Raw genomic sequence first — 25,183 nt, 5'->3', positions numbered from 1 at the left:
ACGTTTAATATAAAAGAGGTATGTTTTTGCGTACCTCTTTTTGTTAAAACTAATCAATATGTGTCATTTAGAATTAATTTATAAACCTTAAAAACATGTTTAACAAAAACAATATATTTCTTTCATTAATATTTCTCATAGCACTTATAAGCCATGCTCAGCAGTTAGCCTTCCCTAGCGCCGAAGGCTTTGGCAGGTTTGCTACTGGTGGTAAAGGCGGACTAGTGTATACCGTTTCCAATTTGAATGATGATGGAGAAGGTAGCTTAAGAAAAGGTATTCTTAAAAAAGGACCGCGAATTATTGTATTTGCCGTTTCCGGAACAATAGAATTACAATCTAACCTAGATGTTAATCGCGGAGACTTAAGTATTTTAGGACAAACAGCTCCCGGTGATGGCATTACCCTAAAAGGCTATCCTTTTACCATCAAAGCTGATAATGTCATAGTACGTTACTTAAGGTTTAGAATGGGAGATATTCATAAAGTTGAAGGTGATGCTTTGGGGTGTCGAAATGCCGATAACGTCATTATAGACCATTGTTCAGTAAGCTGGGCTACCGACGAAAATGCCTCGTTCTATAACAACTCTAATTTCACTTTACAATATTGTATTATATCTGAAGCCTTAAATAATTCTGTTCATCATAAAGGCGCACATGGATATGGCGGAATCTGGGGAGGAGTTAATGTTTCCTTTCATCATAATCTGATTGCATCAAACAACAGTAGAAACCCAAGATTTAGTGGCTCTTCAACCACAGAAAACTCAAAAAACGAATTTGTAGATTTCAGAAACAATGTCATTTATAACTGGGGAATGAACAGCATTTACGGAGGTGAAAAAGGCACATACAATGTTGTTAATAACTACTTTAAATCAGGACCTGCAACTCCAAAATCGAAACAAGACCGCATCATTAATCCTTCCGAACCTTACGGCGAATTTTTTGTTGATGGAAATTATGTTGAAGGCTTCGATAATATTACAAAGAACAACTGGATTGGCGGTGTGCAATGCGATAACCCACTAGCCACAAAACGAGATACAGAAATTAATATTTCAAACAACATTGCAACACAAAGTGCTATTGAGGCATACGAAAAAGTTTTAAAAGAAGCTGGCTCCAGTATTTCAAGAGATGCTGTCGACGTCAGAATTGTGCACAACACGCGTGAAGGTGGTTCCAATTACAAAAATGGCATTATAGATTCGCAAGACAATGTTGGAGGATGGCCTACTCTAAAATCAGGCACTCAAAAAACGGACACCGATGAAGATGGTATGCCCGATGATTGGGAAAAAGAGAACCAATTAAACCCTAACAGAAACGACAGCAATTTAAAAACTCTCGACAAGCAGTACACAAATATTGAAGTTTATACAAATTCATTAGTTGATGGACTTGCAAAAAAAAAATCTAATTGATAGTGTATTCTATCACTTTGTAGTAGACAATAGCGGAACTGGTGATTTCACTTCTGTTCAGGAAGCCATAAATGCTGTACCCGATTTCAGAAAAAATGAGACTAAAATTTTCATAAAAAACGGAATTTACAAAGAAAAACTCGTTTTACCGGCTTCAAAAAACAACGTAACACTTGTGGGTGAAGATAAGTTTAAAACCATTTTAACTTATGATGATTTCGCTCAAAAGCACAATGTCTTTGGAGAAGAAATGGGTACGACAGGTTCAAGCTCATTTTTTATTTTTGGTGATAATTTTAAAGCTGAAAACATCACATTTGAAAATAGTGCCGGAGCTGTGGGGCAAGCTGTAGCGGTTCGCGTTGATGGAGATAAAATTATTTTCAACAACTGCAGATTCATAGGAAATCAGGACACGCTATATTGCCATGGAGATAGTAGCCGACAATATTATAAAACCTGCTATATCGAAGGTACGGTTGATTTCATTTTCGGATGGTCTACCGCTTATTTTGAAAATTGCGAAATCTATTGTAAAAACTCTGGTTATGTTACGGCAGCCTCAACCAATAGAGACACAGCTTATGGTTTTGTATTCAAAAACTGTAAGATAACAGGAAGTGCACAAGAAAACTCCTTCTATTTAGGGAGACCTTGGCGTGATTATGCCAAAACCGTTTGGATTGACTGTTACATGGATAGCCTCATTAAATCCGAGGGATGGCATAACTGGGGAAAACCAGAGGCTGAACAAACGACCTTTTATGCCGAATATGGTTCAACAGGACCGGGAGCATCAAAGCAACGTGTAATATGGGCTAAAACATTGTCTAAAAAAGAAGCTGAAGCGTTTACCTTAAATTCTGTTTTAAGCGGATACGACAACTGGAATCCTAAATTATAACACCTTCAACAACAAAAAATTACTAGTTTTAACACTTTATAATACAAGATAAATTATGCTAAAAAGGACTTCTTTAGTATTTTTAGCAATCGATTACAACTAAATTAAATCCATATGAAAATATTACCTAATCAACTTAGGCGTTTTGCTTTAATCTCGTTTTCACTAGTTGCTTTAACGTTTAACTCGTGCAAAGAAAAAGCAAAACAGGAAGAACAAACACAATCTGATGCCTTTGCTGCTGCCGACAAAATTATCGAAAGCATTAAAGTATTGAATTTTCCTGATCGCATATTCAATATTGTCGATTTTGGAGCGGTTGCCGACGGAACAACACTAAATTCTGAAGCCATAAAAACAGCAATCGACAGTTGTAGTCAATTAGGTGGTGGAAAAGTAATTATCCCTTCAGGAAACTTTTTAACCGGACCTATTGTTTTAAAGAGTAATGTTAATTTACATTTAGAAGAAGGGGCAAACGTTCTATTTTCCACCAATCACGACGATTATCTTCCGATGGTGCACACCTCTTATGAAGGAGTTGAACTTATGAACTACTCCCCTCTTATTCGTGCATACAAACAAAATAATATTGCTGTTACCGGAAAAGGAACCCTTAACGGGCAAGCCAGTAATACTAATTGGTGGCCTTGGTGCGGTAAGGGTTCATATGGCTGGGTTGAAGGCGCCCCAAAACAACACGACTCTATCAATTTACCAACCTTACGCGACATGAACGAGAAACAAATTCCGGTGTCTGAACGTGTATTTGGCAAAGGGCATCACATACGCCCTACGTTTTTCGAACCTTTCGAATGTGAAAATGTCTTACTCGAAGGCGTTACCATTACAAATGCTCCATTTTGGGTTATTCACCCTTTAAAATGTAATTATGTACGCATTGATGGTGTTACTGTTAGCAGTCATGGTCCAAATAACGATGGTTGTGATCCTGAATATTCTAAAAATATTCACATCACCAATTGTACTTTCGATACCGGTGATGATTGTATTGCCATTAAAGCCGGAAGAAACAATGATGGACGCCGTGTTAATATTCCTAGTGAAAATATTGTTATTGAAAATTGCAATATGAAAGATGGTCACGGTGGTGTGGTTTTAGGTAGTGAAATTTCTGCTGGTGTTCGAAATGTGTATGCCAGAAACTGTAAAATGGATAGCCCGAATTTAGATCGTGCCGTTCGTATAAAAACCAATACATTACGCGGTGGTTTTGTTGAAAACCTGTTCGTTAAAGACATTCAGGTAGGCCAAGTGAAAGAAGCCTTATTACGTATTAACCTTCATTATGCGATTTATGCGAATCAGGAAGGTGAATTTATGCCAAAAGTAAGTAATGTACATTTAGAAAATATAAACGTTGAAAACAGCGGCAAGTACGGAATTCTAATAAAAGGGCGAGAAGAAGAAATGGCTATTAAAAATGTGTCTCTTAAAAATGTTCACATTAAGAATGCAAAAACGCCGCTTTCGGTTGAATTTTCAGAACCTGTTATTTTTGAAAACTCAACCATTAACGGTAAACCATATTAAATCATTCAAACAACTTTTCAATCATGAAACAAATAGCAATTTTACCAATTGTCTTATTAAGTCTAATCTCTTGTAAAGAGAAAAAATCTCAACAAATAACTGAAAGTGAAGTCGTAGCTGAAGTAAAGGAGACACCAAAAACATATGCTGAAATTTCTATTGCTGAAGGCGGAAAATGGGTTGACGGCCCAAAAGGACATATGGAGTATAGCGGCGGAACATCATTTAAAAACGTAAATGAGCTTCAAGTTCCAAAAGAACACACCGATCATTCCTGGTACATACGCTACGAAGGTCCGGGTTGGGAAAATGCGGAGGTTGGCTACCGCTTGTATTTAGACTGGCGAAATGCTATCGATATTTATGGAAAAAAAGTTGATTCTTTAGTCTTACCATACGTAGGACAGGATGGTTTCGACTCTTATCATGAAGATGCTCCTTGGGGTCAGGATATTTTAAAAGCCGGAAAATCTATGGGACTTGGTGGTTACGGTCGTGTTGTTGCTGACACTATGGTACACTTCCAAAGAGTTAAAGACACCTATGCAAAGGTAAACAACACCGAATCGAGTTCATCAATCTATATCACTTATACGGGTTGGGAAACAGGAAACGATATCATCGATTTAAAATCTAAACTAACTATTTATCCTCAAGATCGCTATACAAAAGCTGAATTAACATCTTCTAAAGCCATTGAAGGATTATGTACTGGAATCGTAGACCATGGTGTGGCATTTCATAAAAAAGAGGGTGAAACATGGGCTTATATTGCGACTTATGGTGTACAGACTTTAGCGCATCCAGCCGATAACTTAGGCATGGCCTTATTTTATAAATTAGATGAAGTTGCCGAACAGAAAAAAGGCGACTACGAACACTTAGTCATCTTTAAACCAACTACTGAAACTGTAACCTATTACTTTTTAGCAGCTTGGGAGCAAGAACTTAATGGCATTAAAACCGAAGCAGATTTCGTAAAAGATTTAGACACAAAATTATCTACCTTAAACTCAACAAATTCGATTAAATAAGCATCATGAAAACAACAAAATATTTTACCGTTTTTACATTAGCCTTAGGCTTATCGGTCTCCTCTTGTAAAGATGCAAAAAAAGAAAACACCCAAGAGGAACAACCTACTACAACCGTTGAAAAAGTGGTTCCTGAAAATTTAAAATGGTCAGAGCGTATGATGCTTTCTGAAATTCAACGTTTTCCAGAAGCTACCAAATTAGACTTTGCCACGCGTGCACGCTGGACGTATACACCTGGATTGGTTTTAAGTGCCTGTGCTCGTGTTTATGAAGATACAAAAAAACAAGAATACTTCGATTACATTTACGACTATGCCGATACTTTAATCGACAGCACAGGAACCATCGACACTTATAGTCTTGAAAAACAAAACTTAGACATGATTAAGTCTGGAGATGTTTTACTGTTCTTATACCCTATAACCAAAGAAGAGCGTTTCTTAAAAGCAATGCAAACTTTAGATAGCCAGTTAGAATCGCAACCAACAACCTCCGATGGTGGGTACTGGCATAAAAAAATCTATCCGTACCAAATGTGGTTAGACGGGCTTTATATGGCTGAACCTTTCCATACAAAATACGCTAACGATTACATCCAGGATGAAGCTAAAAAAGAAGACATCTACAACCATGTTGTCCTTCAATTCGATTTAATTCAAAAGCACAGTCGTGATCAAAAAACCGGACTTTTATACCACGGTTGGGATGAAAGTAAAGAACAAAAATGGGCTAATAAAAAAACAGGTAATTCTCAGCATTTCTGGTCTCGCGGTATGGGATGGTACGGTATGGCTATGGTTGATGTATTAGACTTTTTACCTGAAAATCACCCTGGACGTGAAAAAATCATCACATACTTAAATCAATATGCTGAAGCCATTACTAAGGTACAGGATGAATCCGGCTTATGGTGGCAAGTGCTTGATCAAGGCAACAGAGAAGGTAACTATCTGGAAGCAACAGGAACTTCTATGTTTACCTATACATTCGCTAAAGGTGTGAAAAAAGGTTATTTACCTGAAAAGTATTTAGAAGTAGCTAATAAAGCCTACGACGGACTTTTAGAAAAATTAGTTACGGTTGAAGAAAACGGTGTGGTTAATTTAAATCAATGTTGTGCCGTAGCCGGATTAGGTGGAAATCCTTACCGCGATGGTTCTTATGAATACTACATCGGTGAAAAAATCCGTTCTAACGATCCAAAAGGAACCGGACCATTTATTATGGCTAGCTTAGAACTAAACAAATAAAACACCCAACTAATTTAAATGAAACTATCAATAATTGCAGTTTCTTTAATTTGCTCATCACTATTGGTTGCACAAACCGAAAAACCATATGTATCTGAGGTTTGGGTTGCCGATAATGGTGATGGCTCGTATAAAAATCCAATTATATATTCTGATTATTCAGATCCTGATGTGGTAAGAGTTGGAGACGATTATTATATGACCGCCTCCAGCTTTAACGCCACACCGGGTTTACCTATTTTGCATTCCAAAGACATGGTAAACTGGAAATTAATAAACCATGCCTTACCCCTTCAAGTGCCTTTAGAAACTTTTAACATTCCACAGCATGGTAACGGTGTTTGGGCGCCTGCTATCCGCTATCACAAAGGTGAAATTTATATTTATTGGGGAGATCCTGATTTTGGAATTTACATGGTTAAAACCAAAGATCCTTATGGAGTATGGGACGAACCGGTATTGGTTATGGAAGGCAAAGGGTTAATAGACCCTTGTCCCCTATTCGACGACAATGGAGATGCGTATCTCGTACACGCTTACGCGGGAAGTCGCGCCGGTGTGAAAAGTTTGTTGTCGGTAAACAAAATAAACCCGGAAGGCACAAAAGTGTTAGACCCGGGAATTCACGTTTTCGATGGTCACGAAAACCATCCTACGGTTGAAGGCTCTAAATTTTATAAACGTAACGGCTATTACTATATTTTTGCGCCAGCTGGTGGAGTCACTACCGGATGGCAATTAGTTCTGCGTTCAAAAAATATTTATGGTCCCTATGAAGAAAAAGTCGTATTAGAACAAGGGAAAACAAAAATTAACGGACCGCATCAAGGGGCTTGGGTCGACACTCTCGATGGCGAATCCTGGTTCTACCATTTTCAAGATGTTGGTCCTATTGGTCGTATTGTTCACCTGCAACCTATGATCTGGGAAAACGACTGGCCTGTTATGGGTAAAGATTTAGACGGCAATGGTATCGGTGAACCTGTAATGTCTCATAAAAAACCTAATGTAGGTGAAATCTACCCTATTGAGACCCCTGTTGAAACAGATGATTTCACTGGATTCAATATCGGCTTGCAATGGCAATGGAATGCAAACAATAATGTGGTTTGGCATGCTAAATTACCAGGGAATGATTATTTACGATTGTTCTCCATTAAAGTGCCCGAAAACGAACCCAACTTATGGATGGTTCCTAATCTATTGCTTCAAAAATTTCCCGCTCCAAATTTCACGGCCGAAACCAAAATTACGCTACAACCGGAAGAAGCCGAAAGTGGAAAAACAGCAGGTTTAATTATTATGGGAATGGATTATGCCACGCTGAGTATTTCGCACGACGAAAAAGGATTTTTCATAAAACAAACCGAAGCTATCGATGCTATTAAAGGCACAGAGGAAAAGGTAAACGACCAAAATCGTATCAAATCCAATTCTGCATATTTTAAAGTGGAAGTATCAGGACCACATAGCATATGTCAATTTTATTATTCTGAAAACGGTAAAAAATTCAGAAAAATTGGAAAACCGTTTAAAGCTAGAGAAGGTAAATGGATAGGCGCTAAAATCGGCCTTTTTAGTGTAAGTACCCAAGAAGCAAAACGCGGTGGCTATGCAGATATCGATTATTTCAATATTTTAAAATAATGATATAATTTTAAACAGCTAAAAAAGGGTTAATTTGTTAACCCTTTTTTATGTTAAGTTTTTTAGTTATAATCTAATAAATTAGTTTAACAAAAAATATCACAAACCCATCAAAACGAAACAACCGAATAAAAATAATTGAAATGAAAAAAAGAATATTTTTTTATAGTGTTTTATTAATGAGTTGCATAATTTATGCTCAAGACAGTATGAATTTATGGCCAAAAGGCAACATGCCAAACTCTAAAAAAATATCCTTAGAACATATAGAGGAACATGAACGTATTACCCAAATTTCCGAACCTAAATTGCTGATGTTTTTCCCCCCAAAGGAAGAACAAAACGGAACCAGCATTTTAATTTTACCATCTGGTGGTTATCAAAAACTAACGTATAACCTAGGAGGCATTCAATTAGCAAAATGGTACAACACACAAGGCATCACAGCTTTTGTTTTACTCTATCGTTTACCAAATTCACCCGACTTAATTGTCAGTGAACAAGGTCCGGTACAAGATGCACAACGCGCCATGAAAATTATTCGTCATAATGCTAAAGCATGGAATTTAGATAAAGATAAAGTGGGGATTTATGGGGCATCAGCTGGAGGACATCTAGCCTCAACTATTGCGACACATATTACCGATTTTTCGATGATTGGCGACGACTTAGACAACGAACGATTCATTCCGAATTTTATGGTGTTGGTATCACCTGTCATTAGTCTAGGCAAATTCACACACGAAGGCAGTAAAACCAACTTTCTAGGAAAACATTGCAGCTGGGAAAATATTCACTATTACTCCAACGAACATCAGGTAACGGCTAACACACCTCCAACGATTTTATTTCACGCACAAAATGACGAAACTGTAAACCCTATGAACAGTATACTGTTTTACGAAGCCATGCTAAAACATAATGTAAAAGGTTCGCTCCATATTTTCCCTAAAGGCGAACATAAGATAGGTATTTATAATGCTTCCGATTTAACTGATGAATGGAAAACCATTTCAACTAAATGGCTTAAGGAAATGGAATTTATTAAATAATTGACAAAATGAATAAGTCTCTTTTATCCATATTACTGTTTCTTTTTTCGTTAAAAACTTTTTATGGTCAAAAAAAAGAAGACTATAAACCCTATACCATTGAAAACACCTTTAAAAAGCTTAAAAAGGATTATCCTCTAATTTCGGCTATAACACCTTTAGCTTCCGATAGCATCATTTACTTTCAAGACATCACCTATAAAAAAACGAAGTCTTCCAAATTAAAATTAGACATTTACCAACCAAAATCATCAAACAAAAAAGATACTTATCCCGCGATATTACTAATTCATGGTGGCGGTTGGTTAGTAGGAAGCAAAGAAAATCAGCGTGTTATGGGGCAGAATTTGGCACTGCATGGATACGTAGGCATTCCTGTATCGTATAGACTAGGTTTTGAAGCGACCTATCCGGCTGCTGTTAACGATTTAAAAGATGCTATTATCTGGATAAAAAAGCATGCGAAAAAGTATCGCATTAACCCTAACAAAATTGTTATTTTAGGTGCTTCAGCTGGAGCTCATTTGGCTACGCTTGTTGGGGTAACGCCTAATTCATCATTATATTCTACTAATTCTAAAATTTCAAACGAAGTACAGGCCATTGTTAATATTGATGGTGTTGTTTCATTAATACATCCTGAAGCTGCTGCAGAATCAAAACCCGGTAAAACTTCAATGGCGGGTATCTGGTTAAATGGTGAAAAGGATGAAAATTTAAAACTATGGAAAGAAGCTTCTCCTTTAGAATATGTAGGATTGAATACACCTCCTATGCTTTTCATTAACAGCTCGCATGCCCGATTTCATACAGGAAGGGATGACATGCTAGACATTTTAAACCATTACAATATTTATAACCAAACCCATACATTACCAAATAGTCCACATTCCTTTTGGCTAGTAAATCCCTGGTTTGAAACCACACTAAACCATACCGTTAACTTTTTGAAGAATGTGTTTAAATAAAACATTCTATAACCTGAATCTGTAGGAATAAGTCTTTTCATAATTAAGAGACTCACGTCTAAACTATTAATTCATTTATATTATTTAAAAACACTACTTAAAAATTTGTCAAAATCATAATTTTTTATAAATTTATGCAATCGATTACAAGTAAATAAAAAACTTATCAACATATTAACAAGAGTGTTCTTACTTAATTGACAAACTAAATTAATTTTTACCAACAAACCACTAACTAAACCAAATGAGACATGAAACAAAAACTATCCTTTATTTTTGTTATTTCATTGCTTTGTGCAGCCTTTGTGGCTCATGGGCAAATTACAAATGCCGTCACTTACGACTTTACTGATGGGACTATTATTACCAACCAAGCCAGTGCTGATGGAAAACTTACTTTAGGCGGAACTTATATCTATCATGGTACGTCCTACGGTTTAAATTTAAAATTAGGTAATGAAATCAATATTAATGTAGATGGAAGTTGTACCATTCGCTTTTTAGGCTCTCAGTATTCAGGCCTTAACATGGTGGGAACCGCGACAACCACGGGAGACTTAGGCGAACAAATAACTAAAGTTGTTAACGATAAAGTAGATACTTATGATTTTGTTTACTCAGGAACGGCTACAACCTTAAATTTCAAAACAGTTTCAGGAACAGGTAACGACACCTATTTACCTAGTATTGAAGTGATTCCTGTACAACTTGGAAAAGACTTTAGTGCCGCCGAAAAAAACATTGCTTATAAATTTGATTTAAGAGATCAAAGCATTGTTCCTGCAAGTCCATCTAATCATATTGAAGCTGGTCTATTTGTCATCGATGCCGGATGCTGCAATGGCCTTGGCCTTAACGGTTCTCAGCATGGTATTACTTTTAAAGATGGAAACTCCATAACACTTCAGATAGCAGGAAATAGCTACATCAGAGTAGCTGCAGATCAATATTCTGGCGGGAATATAGATGTTTCAAGCACTTCAGGAGCTTTTGACATTGCTTCACAAAGTAACAATACCGGAGCAACATATAGTGATGGCAATCCTTTGTTTGTTGATTTTTTATATGCCGGTGATGCTGGAACTGTAGTTTTAGAACATACTGGAGGCGGAACAACTTACATTCCGTATATAGAAATTTCACCTATTCCTTTTGAAGTGAATTTAACACCATGGGTACAGAAATCTGGTACAGTAACCATCAACGGAACTGAAATCACTTTTACTTCAGGAGCTGATGCCAGTAGCAATGCATCCATTACCGTAAATGAAGGCACTGTTATAAGCGCGACCAATGAAGCGGGCTCCATTTTAATTGATTTAGGAGGTCAAGCCCTTTCAACATATACCCCAATCGTAACAGGCGATATCGCCTCAGCTACAATCTCTGGAAATGTTTTAACTATCACGTTTTCTGATACAACCAGCAACCCAAATTCATTCCCAATTACTATAGCAGATAACAGTTCTACTGTTACTGCCGAACCCGGAACACTATACACCTACAATTTTGCAGATGGTTCTGAAATACCACAAACTTCATATTCATCATTAAGATATTCGACCTTTATAACCAGTGATGGTATTGTAACTATTAACAGCAATACAACAACTGATAGTGTTAAATTTGGATTTCATGATGCAACACATGGATTGGTTGCTTTCCCCGGAAACTCATTCGATATGGTTGTTGCCGGTAATGCAACAATCAGTTTTATCGTAGATATATATGGAAGTGCTACCGATGCTGTTTTTGAATTTACAGATGCCAACTCGAATGTTTTAGGGACTATAGCCGCCCAAAACATTGGTATTTCGGATGCTTTTGCTTCAAGCTTTTCGTACACAGGACCAGCCGGAGTCATTACAGCAACTCTAAAAAGTGCAAACTTTCCAACGGCCGAAGTATATCTTCACGGTTTAACAATTGAAAATGCTGCAGCTATAACACCTTCAAACGGCCTACCAGATGTATGGGATTTTGGGGCTGTTCAACTAGATGACACACAATACAATAATAAACTTACCGAAGACGATATTAATGCTTGGTATGGTGCTTCTATTAGCCCAGGAACTGCTGGCGTAACATTGCCTTCATTTACAGCTGGTGTACTAAGCTGGGTTGGGGGATCTTCAGACCGCCTAAGAACCTCTAACACAAATTTAAGTCGATATGATGAAAACCTATCTGGCGTTACCGAATATACTGGAAGAATTTACGTCAATGCCACAGGGGCTACTGGTCGCTATTTAAGTATTGCTCTTAGTGAAGACGATGAACTCACCATTTGGGGACTATCGCAAAACGGCAGTGGAAAACTTCACTTTGAATATGTTCCAGATCCTTCTGCTCAAAACGATATTGTAGACTTACCTGGAACTCTTACTGAAATTAAATTTGTTGCCAAATCTGCCGGAACTTATCACCTTTATGATGCTACAGATAAACCTAGCTACTACCATATTGTTAGAAAAGATGCGACTTATCTATCTCTTACGGGAACAGTTGACACTTCTATGGCTACAGATATACCATCTGGATACAGCATTCAATTTACTAACGAGGCTGGGAAAACATGGGAAACAACAGTAAATAGTGGTAATTATCAAATTGATTTACCTATTGGATACACTTACAATATGAATTTAACTAATGCCAATGGATATATTATTTCTAATGGTACCAGTTTAAGTATTGACGAATCTACAACCACTTATAATATTGCTATTCAAAAAGTAGATCTATACAATGTTTCTGGATCTATTACAGGTTTAGATTCAAACATAGCTAATCTAAGTTTGATGTTTACTCCAGACCCAAATTCGAATACTGTTTTTACTCCTCAAGTAACTTTAGATTCTAACACAGGAACCTATACTGTACAACTGGAAGCAAATTTAGAATATACGATAAGTGCTGAAGGTGTTAATGATTATTTTATTCCTTCAAACACTGTTACAATTCCAGCCAGTGATACTACACAAAATATAACTTTTGAAACCAAAGCAACATATGCTGTAAACATTGACACTCCGGGTTTAAATGCCGAACAAAAAGCAAAACTTTCAATCACTTTTACAAACCTGAATGAAGCAGGATACAGCTATACGTTTAACGATGTAACTACAGTAGTCTTGAGGAATGGTGTTTATGCCATTACAACCTCTGGTTTAGACGAATACCCTATTGAATTGGCTTTAACATCGAATTTAGAAATTAACGATGCTATACAAACAAAAACGCTAACCTTTAACACTGTTACCAATTGGCCATTTAATGATGCCGACATAACTTCAAGTACATTATTTTACAAAGGCATATCATTTACAGGTACTGCCGGAGCTATTAAAAATGAAAGAGCTAAAGGACATTTAGCTTGTGCTACAGGTGGAGAAATTAATATACCTCTGCAACCGGGAGAGAAAATGATTGTAACCTATTACTATGCTGCTAACTTTTCTATTGACGGAGGCACGGCAATAACCACGAATAGTGGCAGCACCTCTCAATTCGAATCTGTTGAATATAAATATGCAGGAACCTCCGTTGGCACCGCAACTATAACAATTAATGCATCTACCTATATTACCAATATTCAGGTAGTACCTGTTGTAGATTATAAACCAGAATTACGAGTTGGTGTTGATAAAGATTATCAAACTATAAATGGCGCCTTAAATGCCATTTCCAGAATGGATCGACCAAACAACGAACGCGTTACCGTATTAATTGACGCCGGTAATTACGAAGAAATGGTAGTTATCGACAACCCTAATATCACGCTTAAAAATACATCTCCAGAACCAAGTATTGCTTTAAAAAATAAAGGTGTTGATATTGATGATCATGCTGTTCGTATTACATCATATTACGGGTATGGTTACAACTACTTTAGTCAAGGAACCGACAACAAATGGAACCCCGAAGCTCTAGCTGTTAATAAAGCTAATGGCTATCAGTTATACACCAATGTTTCCGGTACAACCAATGCCTCTTACTGGAATGCAACTTTAGTCGTAAAAAGCACTGGATTTATTGCTGAAGATATTATTATTGAAAACTCTTTCAACCAATACATTTCTAAAAAAGAATCTGAAGATATTGTTGAATTAGGAAACGGAAACAAAGGTACAAGACCAACAGATTACGGAAATACCAGTGTTCAGGATCGTAGTTTTGTTGAACGTGCCGCTGCCATAGGTATTGCCAACGGTGCTGATCAAGTTATCTTAAATAAATGTCGTATTGTTGGTAGACAAGATTCGTTCTACGGTGGTTCTAACGCGAGAGTCGTAGCTTACAAAGGTGCCTATATGGGTGCTGTAGATTATATTTTTGGAGGCATGACGGCTGTATTCTATCAATCTGACTTTGTATTAAACACAAGCGATGTAAGTAGCGATGCCGCATACATTACCGCAGCACAACAAGGAAGTGGAAGAGGATTTTTAATGTACGAATGTAATGTAATTTCAACTATCCCAGGTGTAAACACGGCTTCTTCGCAAGGCGCTAAACCAGGGTACTTTGGCAGACCTTGGCAAGCAACAACCAGCGAAGTTGTTTTTTACAAAACCAATATCGATGTTTCAACCTTTAACGGTTACGAAGGAAAATCATTAATCGATGCTGAAGGCTGGAGAAATACCTTAGGAGGTGAATCGGCGTTAATGTATGAATTTGGTAGTATTGAAAAATCTGGAGAAAATAATAGTGCTAATCGTGCGTCGTGGTCCACAGTGTTAAGTACTCCTACCTTAACCGATGGTACCGAAATAACCACTTTTAATTTCACAAAAGGAAATGATGACTGGGATCCGATTCCAACTTTAATAGAAAATGAAGATACCGATAACGATGGAATTTCCGATGCTACAGATAATTGTATTGACACTTACAATCCAGACCAAGCCGACATGGACAATGATGGTATTGGCGATGTTTGTGACGATAGTGACGGTGATGGTTTAATGGATAATGAAGATAGCTGTCCTAATTCAACAGTGGGTGCTACCATAGATGTTTTTGGTTGCGAAGTATTTGAACTTCCTGCCGATAATTATAGTATTGTCACAACAGCTTCAACTTGTAATGGTGGAAATAACGGGTCAATAAGTGTAAGTGCAGATAATAACGACTATACCTATAATGTGAATATTTCCGGATCAAGTACAAACTATACATTAACGCTTTCTTCTACTAACGAATTCTCTGATAGAGTATCGGAATTAGCAAGTGGCACCTATACTATTTGCATTACAATAGAAGGCAAAGATGATTACGAGCAGTGCTTTAATGTGACATTAAATGGGCCAGAGCCACTTACAACATATTCGGTTGTTAATCACGATAACAACACCATAACTTTAACTATGTCTGGTGCTTCAGTTTACCATGTTGAACACAATGGAAAAACAACAACCACTAGCAAATCTGAAATTGTTATTGATTTAACAGGAGGTTCAAACACTATTGTGGTAACCACAGATGAAGTTTGTCAAGGAAAATTCTTCGAACAAATATTTGTTTCTGAAAGTATTTCAGCCTACCCTAACCCAACAAAAGGTTTTGTTCAAATTTATGTTGGTGGAACAGACGACTCAATTAACGTTGGACTGTTCGACGTTACCGGAAGAAACCTTATGTCTAAATCTGAAAATGTTCCTTCTAATAGGGTTATAGAACTCAATATTTCAATGATGAAATCAGGATCTTACGTTCTGTCATTAGATGGTAAAACCGTTAGAAAATCAGTTAAAATCATTAAAGAATAATCGACTATGAAATGAGCCATAACAAGATGTTGATACCAACCAAAACAATTATGGCGAATAGCATCTGACCGATAAAAAACAATAAAACTTAAACAGATGAAAAGCTTAAGAAATATATTTAGTTTTAAAACATTACTGGTTTTAACAACCATCAGCGTGCTAACCTCCTGTTCCGATGACGAGGTTAACAAAACCTACAAAAATACTCCTGGTGAAGCCTCCTTATCACTTCCATTAAACAATCAGGAATGTGAAGTTGGTGCAGTTTTAGATGACAAAGCCGACGTGACTTTTAGTTGGGAACCTTCTGATTATACAGAAAAATACAACCTAACCATTACCAATTTAATTACGCGAAACACTACGCTTAATGTTGGCTTAACTGAAACCTCAACTACAGTAAAATTATTACGAGGCTATCCTTATGTTTGGCAAGTGACTTCCCGAAACTCAGGAAATACAGTTACTGAATCTGAAGTCTGGAAATTTTATTTAGCTGCAGATGGAGAGGAAAACAACGTACCTATCCCAGCGACTTTGGTTAGTCCGTTTTCCGGAGCCACAGTTAAACCCGTAGAAGGAAAAGTTACCCTTACTTGGGAAAGTCCAACAACAGACACCGATGGCGATGACTTAACTTTCACTGTATATGCAGATATTGTTGACGGAAAGCAAGAACCTCTTGAAGCCTGGAAAAATATCACAGAAACTTCATTAGATATAGCCGTTGAACAAGACAAAATTTACTATTGGCATGTTGAGGTAAGCGATGGAATAAACACATCTATAAGTACAACTTACACCTTTAAAACAGGTGATGCCGATTCGAATGCATTAGATGGAACCATCGTAAGTACAGCTCAGGAACTTTTGGATGCCATTGCATCAGCTGCTCCCGGACAGAAAATATATGTTCACGGAGGAGATTATTCATTTAGTTCAACAATAGAACTTTCAAATAGTGGAAGCTACGGTAACGAAATCTCTCTGTTAGCACATCCAGATGATACAACCCGTCCTAAATTTGACTTCTCTGCGATGTCCGAAAGCTCATCAAACCGAGGCATACAACTTAGTGGTTCGTTCTGGCACATATATGGTGTCGATATTTATAAAGCTGGAGATAACGGCATGTTTATAGAAGGAAATAATAACCTTATCGAATTCTGTACCTTCAGTGAAAACGCCGATACCGGATTACAATTAGGTAACGGTGCGTCAAACAACACGATTTTAAATTGTGACTCTTTCTATAATGCTGATTCTACTTTAGAAAATGCCGATGGTTTCGCCTGTAAATTAGATGCTGGGACAGCAAATAAATTTATTGGTTGTCGTGCCTGGCAAAACCTTGATGATGGCTGGGATGGCTATTTAAGAGGAAACGACAATATCACAACCACTTACATCAACTGTTGGGCTTTTAAAAACGGCGTTTTAAAAGATGGATCTGTTGGTGCCGGCGACGGTAACGGCTTTAAAACAGGCGGTAGTGATGATAAATTACTAAAACACAATGCAATCTACAAAAACTGTATAGCTGTTGGAAACATTGTTGATGGATTTGACCACAACAGCAACCGAGGAGATATTACGTTGTATAACTGTTCGGCTTACAGCAATGGTAGAAACATCAGTTTTAGTAGCACGAATATTGCCAATTCTCTAACTATTAAAAACACCATCAGTTTAGATGGAACAAATAGCGATAGCCTAAACGCTACAACAACAGACATTACAAACAACAGTTGGCAAAATGGAATTACAGCAGATGCTTCAGATTTTGTTAACCTTAATATTGATTTATTGGCAACTGCAAGAAATGCTGATGGCAGCTTACCAAATATCGACTTTATGAAGCTTGTTTCTGGCAGTGATTTAATCGATGCAGGAGTGGATGTGGGATTAGAGTTTACAGGTAGCAATCCAGATATAGGTGCTTTTGAAAAGTAACCAATAATTAAAATGTGTTAATCAAAAAAAGGAAGGGTTGAAACCCTTCCTTTTTTTATCTCTATTTCAAATTACCAACTAATACATAGAATTCGACCCTTACTATTTTTACATTCCATCTTTTGGAAATCCAGGGTTTTCAATGGTATTTCCGTCATAACCAGCACACATTAATGCTATCACTATAGCCCTACTCCGATTGCGTTCCAAATAGCACTCCGTTTTGATAAAACCCAGGAAACGATTGAAATCCCTTAACATCCACTGTAAAAGAAAACTCGCCATTCCCCACATTTAAAGATATAAAGTATCGACTTCTGCAATATTAACATTATGTCGTGTCACAACCTTTTTTCGATTAATTTTGTCTATAGATTTTCTTTACTTAAAAACCCATAGTAATGAGAATTATCATAAATTTATGTCTTCCCCCTATTCACACATTATAAAACCATTCGATTTACCCAAAGTAAACTCCACTATTCCAATTTGTAAACGCAATCTTGCAAATCAATATTTTCTGTATTTTCTAACAAAACATGCTCACCGCCATCAGCTAAAATCTTTACGTTGTTAATATTCCAGTTGGAACTATAACTTATTTTCCCGGCCTTTTCGGCCTGGATATAAACATAATTTAAAGTCACATTATCAATTATTGATTGTTCTAAACCATTAACATTAATGGCTGTTTCAGCGCCTTTCACCTGAATATTGTTTAAGGTAATATTTCTAAATGTTGGAATACCTTTCTCTGGTAAAACACGTTCCAACATCTTCTTCCAATGTATAGGAATAGAATCTTTATTAAAGCCTTCCGGTAATTTTGAATAGCTGTAATTCGGGTTCCAGTTCATCCCAACCTGCATGAAGGCACGAACGCTATCCATTTTAATATTCTCTAGATAAATATCTTCTACCGTTCCGCCTCGATTGGTTGCCGATTTAATATTCAGTCCGTTTTTGGTGCCTATCCCTTTAATGTTTGAGACATAAACATGACGAATACTTCCTGAAGTTTCACTACCTAATGTAAATAATCCGGCGCCTTGTCTTGCAATACAATCTTTAATCACGACGTATTCTGTTGGTTTATTAACGCGTTGCCCATCCCAGTCACGACCTGCTTTTAAGCAGAAATTATCATCATTACAGTCGATATCGCAATTTTGAACTAAAATCCACTTTGAGGAATCGATATCAACCCCATCGGTGCTTGGTCCGTGACCGCCAATATTGTTTCTGATTTTTAAACCATCTACAGTAATATATTCGGAATATAACACCTGAACCGTCCAGAATCCGGCGCGTTGCAGATTTAAATCAGTGACAAAAACGTTTTTAGAATTTTGAACTAAAACCGTTCTCGGGCGCTTTGCATCATAATCGACAATCCAGCGTAAACCTCGAGGTTCATAATCGTTTTTTCGCAAATCCCAATAGTAATCCCAAAATACTTTTCCTTGTCCGTCAATAACACCTTCTCCGCCTAAAACCACATTATTCTGATTCTCTATGTTGATTAAAGCTGCCGGCCAAACCATCTCGATACCAGCTACACGAGTATCAATTTCTTTATAATCTTTTATATTTTCACTTCCTTTTAAAATCACACCTTTAGGAACTATAAAATTAACGCCACTTTTAATAAAAATGGAACCAGAAAGATACTCTCCTGATTTAAAAGTTACCGTTCCACCACCTCCTTCTACACAGGCATCAATAGTTTTTTGAATAGCTTTTGTATTTAATGTTTTCCCATCATTAACAGCTCCAAAATCATTAACATAAAAGGTGTCTTTTGGAGTTTCAAAAGCTTTGGCACCCACCTTTCTTACCCATTCGGGGCTGAAGGCTTCAGGTCTATTTGATAATTGTGCTTTTGGTTCTTTATTTTCTTTACAAGAAGTCATAAAAATGCCTATAAAAATAAGCGTAATCAGTTTGAAATATGTCATAGTTTAGTTGCAATGTGAAACGTAAATTTAACGGATTCTAAAAAAGAACGTATCCTGTACTTACACGATATTACTTATAGAACGATTTCTATTTAAAGCAAACTCAATTTTACGAGGCTTTCAATTTTGAAAAGCAAACCGTTAGAAATCCCTAAAAAACCCGGCAGAACCTTACTTCAATTGTATTTTTATGCTAATTTTGCTAGATACCCTAACAAAAGAGATTTAAACAATAGCAAATCAATTTTATGGCTCAACAAATTGAAATTAAAATAAACGAATCGTCGCGTGTTCCTAAATACAAACAAATTGTCGATTCCATTATTAATGATATTTCGAAAGGCAAATTAAAAGTTGGCGAAAAGATTCCTTCTATAAACGAATTAAGCGAATCCTGCTATCTGTCTCGAGACACGGTTGAGAAAGCTTACAAACAGCTTAAAGAACAAAAAGTCATTGTCTCTGTAAAAGGTAAAGGGTATTATACCGCGAAAACCGATTTGATTTCTAAAATTCAAATCTTCTTCATGATTAACAAATTAAGCTCTTACAAAATGCTGATTTACAACTCGTTTGTAAACAGTTTAGGCATTAATAGTTTAGTGACTTTATCGGTTTACCATTGTGAAGAATCCATCTTTACTAAAACCTTAGAACGCAACTTAGGAGCTTACGACTACTACGTGATTATGCCTCATTTTAAAACAGACGACTCTAACCATATTAGTACAACACATATGGTCCAGGAGGTTTTAAACAAAATTCCAAAAGATAAACTCATTATTCTTGACAATAACAAATTAGAAATTAAAGGGAATTACGGTGCAGTTTATCAGGATTTTCAGGAAGATATTTATGAGGCCTTGAAAAAAGGTGTTGATAAATTAAAAAAATACGACAAACTCGTCTTGGTTTATCCGTCTAAATCTGTATACCCTTACCCCCAGCGCATTGTTCACGGATTTAGAAAATTTTGCTCAAAATACAATTTCGACTTTGAAATATTAAATGAGATTTATGATGACATGGATCTGGATAGTAAAGACACCTATATTATCATTGAAGAACACGACTTGGTAAATCTGGTACGCCAAGTTCGGGCAAAAGACTTAACTTTGGGAAAAGATATAGGTATTATATCATATAACGACACTCCTTTAAAAGACTTATTGGGTATTAATGTGGTAAGCACCCATTTTAAAGCTATGGGAGAAACAGCCGCCTACCTGGTTCTAAATAATAAAAAGGAAAAAGTTAAAAACGTTTTTGAATACATTGAAAGAAATTCGGTGTAAAAAAAAAATTCTGTTTCAGAATAGTACAGGATGGTTCTTTTTTGTATTACTCATATTTTAGTAAAAAATACATTTTATGATTCATCACAAAAGCAGCCTTTTTGCATGTTTATTTTTAGTAGCTTCACTTTATGGTACAGCCCAAACTAAACATAATCAATATTTTGACTTCGGAACAAAAAACACTGCTTCTAACGCTACACACATTTCTGAAGCCTTGGTTTATGACGAAAATAAAGGCTATGGTTTCGATTTCAATACAGCTAGCAATGTAAAATTTAGTAAAAAGGCCTTAATTACTACAAATTCAGTTTATTTTTCAGTTAGTTTACCTGAAGGATTTTACAAAGTCGATTTAGTTTTAGGAGACAAAAAATATTCTGAAACTACCATCAAAGCAGAATCCAGACGACTAATGCTTAAAGAACTAAAAGTCGATAAAAAAGACAGCAGACACGTTTCTTTCACTGTTAATGTTAGATCCACTAAAATAGACGTGAACAACTATATTCGAATAAAAGATCGTGATAAAAATCAACTCAATTGGGATGATAAATTAACCATAGAATTCTCAGGAACGCCAGCTATTCAAAGCCTTAGCATTACCCCTACTTCAAACATTACAACCATTTTCCTTGCAGGAGATTCCACTGTAACCGACCAAGACGTGGAACCCTGGGCTTCATGGGGACAATTTTTCACTAATTATTTGACAGATGAAGCTGTAGTAGCCAACTATGCCGAGTCTGGATCTTCTTTAAGTGCATTTAAAGCTGTAAAACGTTTAGACAAAATTTTATCGATAATGAAACCAGGCGATTACCTGTTTATTGAATTTGCGCATAACGACGAAAAGCAAAAAGGTGAAGGTATTGGGCCTTGGGAATCTTACACCAAATACTTAAAAGAATACATTACAAAGGCTCTTGATAAAGGTGGCATACCTGTTTTATGTACGCCAACCCAACGCCGAGCGTTCAATGCAAATGGCTCTCTAAAAGAAACTCATGGTGACTTCCCTGATGCAATGCGAAAAGTGGCTAAAGACTTAAATGTGCCTCTAATTGACATCACCAAAATGACAACAGACATGTACGAAAGCTGGGGTGATGAACCATCAAGACTGGCCTTTGTTCAATATCCGGCAAATACATTTCCAGGGCAAACCGAAAAATTAGAAGACAATACGCATTTTAATAGTTTTGGAGCAAATGAAATTGCGAAATGTGTGGTTCAGGGTATTAAAGATTTAAACTTAGGTTTAGCGAAGTATCTTAGACCCAATATTCCTCAGTACAATCCTAAAAACCCGGATAAAATTGGTGACTGGACCCTACCTATGAGTACACGATTTGAAATTAAAAAGCCTGATGGCAATTAAATTTAAAACTCAATAAACTCTTATTTCAAAACATGATACCACAGGATAGTTGTCATAAATGTATAAAGTACATTTACATGTTGTGACTATTTAATATTCACAAAAATCAACGCCACTAAATACAAATGAGACTAAATACGTTAAAAATACTTTTCGCTTTATTAGCCATTACTTTTTTAAGTCATGCGCAGGATACAAAAAAAATCTATCTTTCGGGAAAAGATTTTAAACACCCCGTAGCCTGGGAATTTATGTGTACCGATGGGCATAATAGCAACAAATGGGCTACCATAAATGTACCTTCTAACTGGGAGTTAGAAGGGTTTGGAGAATACACCTACGGACGTTGGTATAAAGAATTAGAACAAGATGAACCTAGCAAGGAAGAAGGATTTTACAAACATAAATTCAATATTCCTGAAACTTATAAAAATCAGAATGTAACCATTGTCTTTGGTGGTGCGATGACCGATACCGAAGTTAAAATAAACGGTAAATTGGCAGGTCCCATCCATCAAGGTGGGTTTTATGAATTCAAATACGATATTACTTCTCTTGTAAATTATGGTGAAGATAATTTGTTAGAAGTTCACGTTTCTAAACACTCCAGTAATAATTCGGTAAATAATGCCGAACGCAAAACCGATTGGTGGTTATTTGGTGGTATTTACAGACCGGTATGGTTAGAAGTTTCGCCAAAATCCTACATAGAGCATGTAGCTGTCAATGCCAAAATGGATGGTTCGCTTACCGCGGATTTAGACCTTGTTAACCTTCCGAAAAATGCGAGTATTGAAGCAAGTATATCTCCTATAGGAAACAACGATAATTTCAAAACCATTTCCATTCCTTTAGATAACAAAAATAATCATCAAACGATTTCAGCAAAATGGAATGGTATTAAAGATTGGAATCCGGAATCACCAAACCTATACACCCTAACCTTAGAGTTAAAAGATGGAAACAAAACCCTTCATACATCTAAAACTAAAATCGGATTCAGGACTATAGAGTTTCTTAAAAAAGACGGTATTTATGTGAATGGTAAAAAGATTATTATGAAAGGGATTAACAGACATACCATTTGGCCAGAGTCTGGACGAAGTACCGACAAAGCCATTAGTATTCTAGATGTAAACCTTATTAAAGACATGAACATGAATGCCGTTCGCGGGCATTATCCGCCAGACACACATTTCCTTGAAGCTTGTGATTCCCTTGGATTATTCGTTTTAAATGAAGTTGCAGGTTGGCAAAATGGTTATGATACAAAAACAGGAACACAGCTCATCAAAGAAACGGTTCAACGTGATGTTAATCACCCTTCCGTCATTATCTGGGATCACGGAAATGAAGGAGGATGGAACAATGAGATAGACCATGTATTTCATGAGTACGATCCACAAAAACGCATCGTTATCCACCCGTGGTCAGATTTCGATGGTTGGGATACACACCACTACCCAACCTATTTAACAGGAATGCATAGATTCAATAATGGTGAAAATGTATTCTTTCCTACCGAATTTATGCACGGGACTTATGACAACGGTATTGGTGCGGGACTTGAAGATTTCTGGTCGCGATATAAACAAAGTCCACTATTCGCCGGCGGTTTTATGTGGGCCATGCTTGATGAGGCTGTTTTACGCTCAGACTGGACAGGAGAACAAAAATATGATTCAAAAGGTAATCTGGCAGCCGATGGTGTTTTAGGTCCGCATAGAGAAAAAGAAGGCAGTTTCTTTACTGTAAAGGAGGTATGGTCTCCTATTCAATTTGCACCAAAACACATCACGCAAAAATTCGATGGGTCATTCTTAGTAACTAACGATTACATCTATACAGATTTAAACATATGTAAACTAGAATATCGCGTTTTAAAAGCTGCCGATAATATTTTATATACAAATCATCAATCTGAAATTATTGCTTCAAATCCTATAAATATTGAAAGTATTGAACCGGGTGAAACCAGAACCATTCATTTTGATATACCAACAAACTTTTTTGAAGGCGATTGGTTAGAAATTACTGCAACCGATAAATACGGTCGTGAGATTTACTCCTGGTCTTGGCCTATTCATAAAGCATCATATCTAGCCAATAAACTTATTGCGAGAAGCGATGTAAAAAAAGAACCTAAAGCTGAAAAAACAGACAGCGAAATCACATTATTAAGTAAAACTCTTACTTTAAAATTAGATACTAAAACTGGCAAAATTATTAATATTCAAAATAAAAAGGGAGATATTCCTTTTACAAACGGTCCGAGACCAATAGGTATGAAAGCTGAAGTTGAAAACGTTTCAATTGAACAAACCGAAGATGCGGCTATTTGTGTTTTTAAATATGCAGGTGGTATCGAAACGGCAACCTGGACATTGTTTAGCGACGGACGCTTAAAGTTAGAATTAATTTTCCTTAAAAATGCGGGAAGAAACAGTGGTTTCGACGGCGCATTCTTCGAAGGTGCTATCGATCAGTTTGGTGTATCATTCGATTTTCCTGAAGACGGTGTTGAAAGCATGAAATGGTTAGGCAATGGCCCTTATCACGTTTGGAAAAACCGAATTAAAGGAACTACCATGGGACTTTGGGAAAAAGAGTATAATACCACCGTTACCGGTGAAAGTTTTGAAAATCTCGTATATCCTGAATTTAAAGGTTACCATGCGAATTTTATTGGAGGAAACCTTAAAACCAATCATGGTGATTATAAATTCTTCAGTGAAAATGATAAGCTTTTCTTCAGGTTATTCACCCCCGACGAACCTAAACATGCCGTTTCAAAAGTATTTCCTCAACCGAAATTCCCAGAAGGGAATATTTCTTTTATGTATGAAATTCCTGGAATGCGTGCGTTTAAACCCTTAGAGCATCAGGGCCCTGAAAGTCAACCAACCAACATTAGAATTAAAAGTGGGGACGAAGGAATTCCAATGACCCTTTGGTTTGATTTTAGATCCGACAACTAAAT

14 protein-coding genes are annotated in these 25,183 nt (G+C 36.6%); 13 read left to right on the top strand and 1 reads right to left on the bottom strand.

The features are described 5' to 3' along the window. Positions 1–95 precede the first annotated feature (95 nt). The 10 genes from ICJ84_RS01960 (at position 96) to ICJ84_RS01915 (ending at position 17,569) form a co-directional block, all read left to right on the top strand. Complete coding sequence (locus ICJ84_RS01960; protein WP_188214680.1) at positions 96–1,430, top strand: pectate lyase family protein; 1,335 nt, start codon at positions 96–98, stop codon at positions 1,428–1,430. Then, entirely contained in the window at positions 1,402–2,334 is a 933-nt protein-coding gene (locus ICJ84_RS01955; protein WP_188214679.1) for a pectinesterase family protein, read from the top strand. The genes ICJ84_RS01960 and ICJ84_RS01955 overlap by 29 nt, the downstream gene beginning before the upstream one ends. 114 nt (positions 2,335–2,448) lie before the next feature. Beyond that, positions 2,449–3,888, top strand: coding sequence for a glycoside hydrolase family 28 protein (locus ICJ84_RS01950; protein ID WP_188214678.1), 1,440 nt, complete (start codon positions 2,449–2,451; stop codon positions 3,886–3,888). A gap of 23 nt (positions 3,889–3,911) precedes the next feature. Further along, on the top strand, positions 3,912–4,922 hold the full coding sequence (locus tag ICJ84_RS01945) for a DUF4861 family protein (RefSeq protein WP_188214677.1): 1,011 nt from the start codon (positions 3,912–3,914) through the stop codon (positions 4,920–4,922). A 5-nt stretch (positions 4,923–4,927) separates the two neighbouring features. After that, positions 4,928–6,175: a glycoside hydrolase family 88/105 protein gene (locus ICJ84_RS01940; protein WP_188214676.1), complete on the top strand. Its 1,248-nt coding sequence runs from the start codon at positions 4,928–4,930 to the stop codon at positions 6,173–6,175. An 18-nt stretch (positions 6,176–6,193) separates the two neighbouring features. Beyond that, the gene (locus ICJ84_RS01935) at positions 6,194–7,822 is read left to right on the top strand and encodes a glycoside hydrolase family 43 protein (RefSeq protein ID WP_188214675.1); all 1,629 of its coding nucleotides are present in this window, start codon (positions 6,194–6,196) and stop codon (positions 7,820–7,822) included. Between the two features lie 143 nt (positions 7,823–7,965). Next, entirely contained in the window at positions 7,966–8,874 is a 909-nt protein-coding gene (locus tag ICJ84_RS01930; RefSeq protein ID WP_188214674.1) for an alpha/beta hydrolase, read from the top strand. A gap of 8 nt (positions 8,875–8,882) precedes the next feature. Next, positions 8,883–9,842 carry an alpha/beta hydrolase gene (locus ICJ84_RS01925; protein WP_188214673.1) on the top strand — a complete coding sequence of 320 codons (960 nt, stop codon included), beginning with the start codon at positions 8,883–8,885 and terminating at the stop codon, positions 9,840–9,842. A gap of 251 nt (positions 9,843–10,093) precedes the next feature. Continuing rightward, entirely contained in the window at positions 10,094–15,616 is a 5,523-nt protein-coding gene (locus tag ICJ84_RS01920) for a pectinesterase family protein (RefSeq protein ID WP_188214672.1), read from the top strand. Positions 15,617–15,712: 96 nt separating this feature from the next. Beyond that, the gene (locus ICJ84_RS01915) at positions 15,713–17,569 is read left to right on the top strand and encodes a right-handed parallel beta-helix repeat-containing protein (protein ID WP_188214671.1); all 1,857 of its coding nucleotides are present in this window, start codon (positions 15,713–15,715) and stop codon (positions 17,567–17,569) included. Positions 17,570–18,048: 479 nt separating this feature from the next. Here the strand turns inward: ICJ84_RS01915 and ICJ84_RS01910 are convergent, their stop codons facing one another. After that, positions 18,049–19,527 (bottom strand): glycoside hydrolase family 28 protein, encoded by a 1,479-nt coding sequence (locus ICJ84_RS01910; RefSeq protein ID WP_188214670.1) that lies wholly within the window; start codon positions 19,525–19,527, stop codon positions 18,049–18,051. A 248-nt stretch (positions 19,528–19,775) separates the two neighbouring features. Here ICJ84_RS01910 and ICJ84_RS01905 point away from each other — a divergent pair, with 248 nt between their 5' ends. The 3 genes from ICJ84_RS01905 (at position 19,776) to ICJ84_RS01895 (ending at position 25,181) form a co-directional block, all read left to right on the top strand. Then, a complete protein-coding gene (locus ICJ84_RS01905; protein WP_188214669.1) occupies positions 19,776–20,822 on the top strand; it encodes a GntR family transcriptional regulator in 1,047 nt (348 codons plus the stop codon). A gap of 76 nt (positions 20,823–20,898) precedes the next feature. Further along, entirely contained in the window at positions 20,899–22,203 is a 1,305-nt protein-coding gene (locus tag ICJ84_RS01900) for a rhamnogalacturonan acetylesterase (protein ID WP_188214668.1), read from the top strand. Between the two features lie 125 nt (positions 22,204–22,328). Beyond that, a complete protein-coding gene (locus ICJ84_RS01895; RefSeq protein ID WP_188214667.1) occupies positions 22,329–25,181 on the top strand; it encodes a glycoside hydrolase family 2 TIM barrel-domain containing protein in 2,853 nt (950 codons plus the stop codon). The last annotated feature ends 2 nt before the right edge of the window (positions 25,182–25,183 follow it).

The sequence above is a fragment of the Aestuariibaculum suncheonense genome (assembly GCF_014596935.1).
GTDB classification, from domain to species: Bacteria; Bacteroidota; Bacteroidia; order Flavobacteriales; family Flavobacteriaceae; genus Aestuariibaculum; species Aestuariibaculum suncheonense.
The sequence above is the reverse complement of the archived record's forward strand: the minus strand, read 5'-3'. Positions and strand labels throughout refer to the sequence as shown.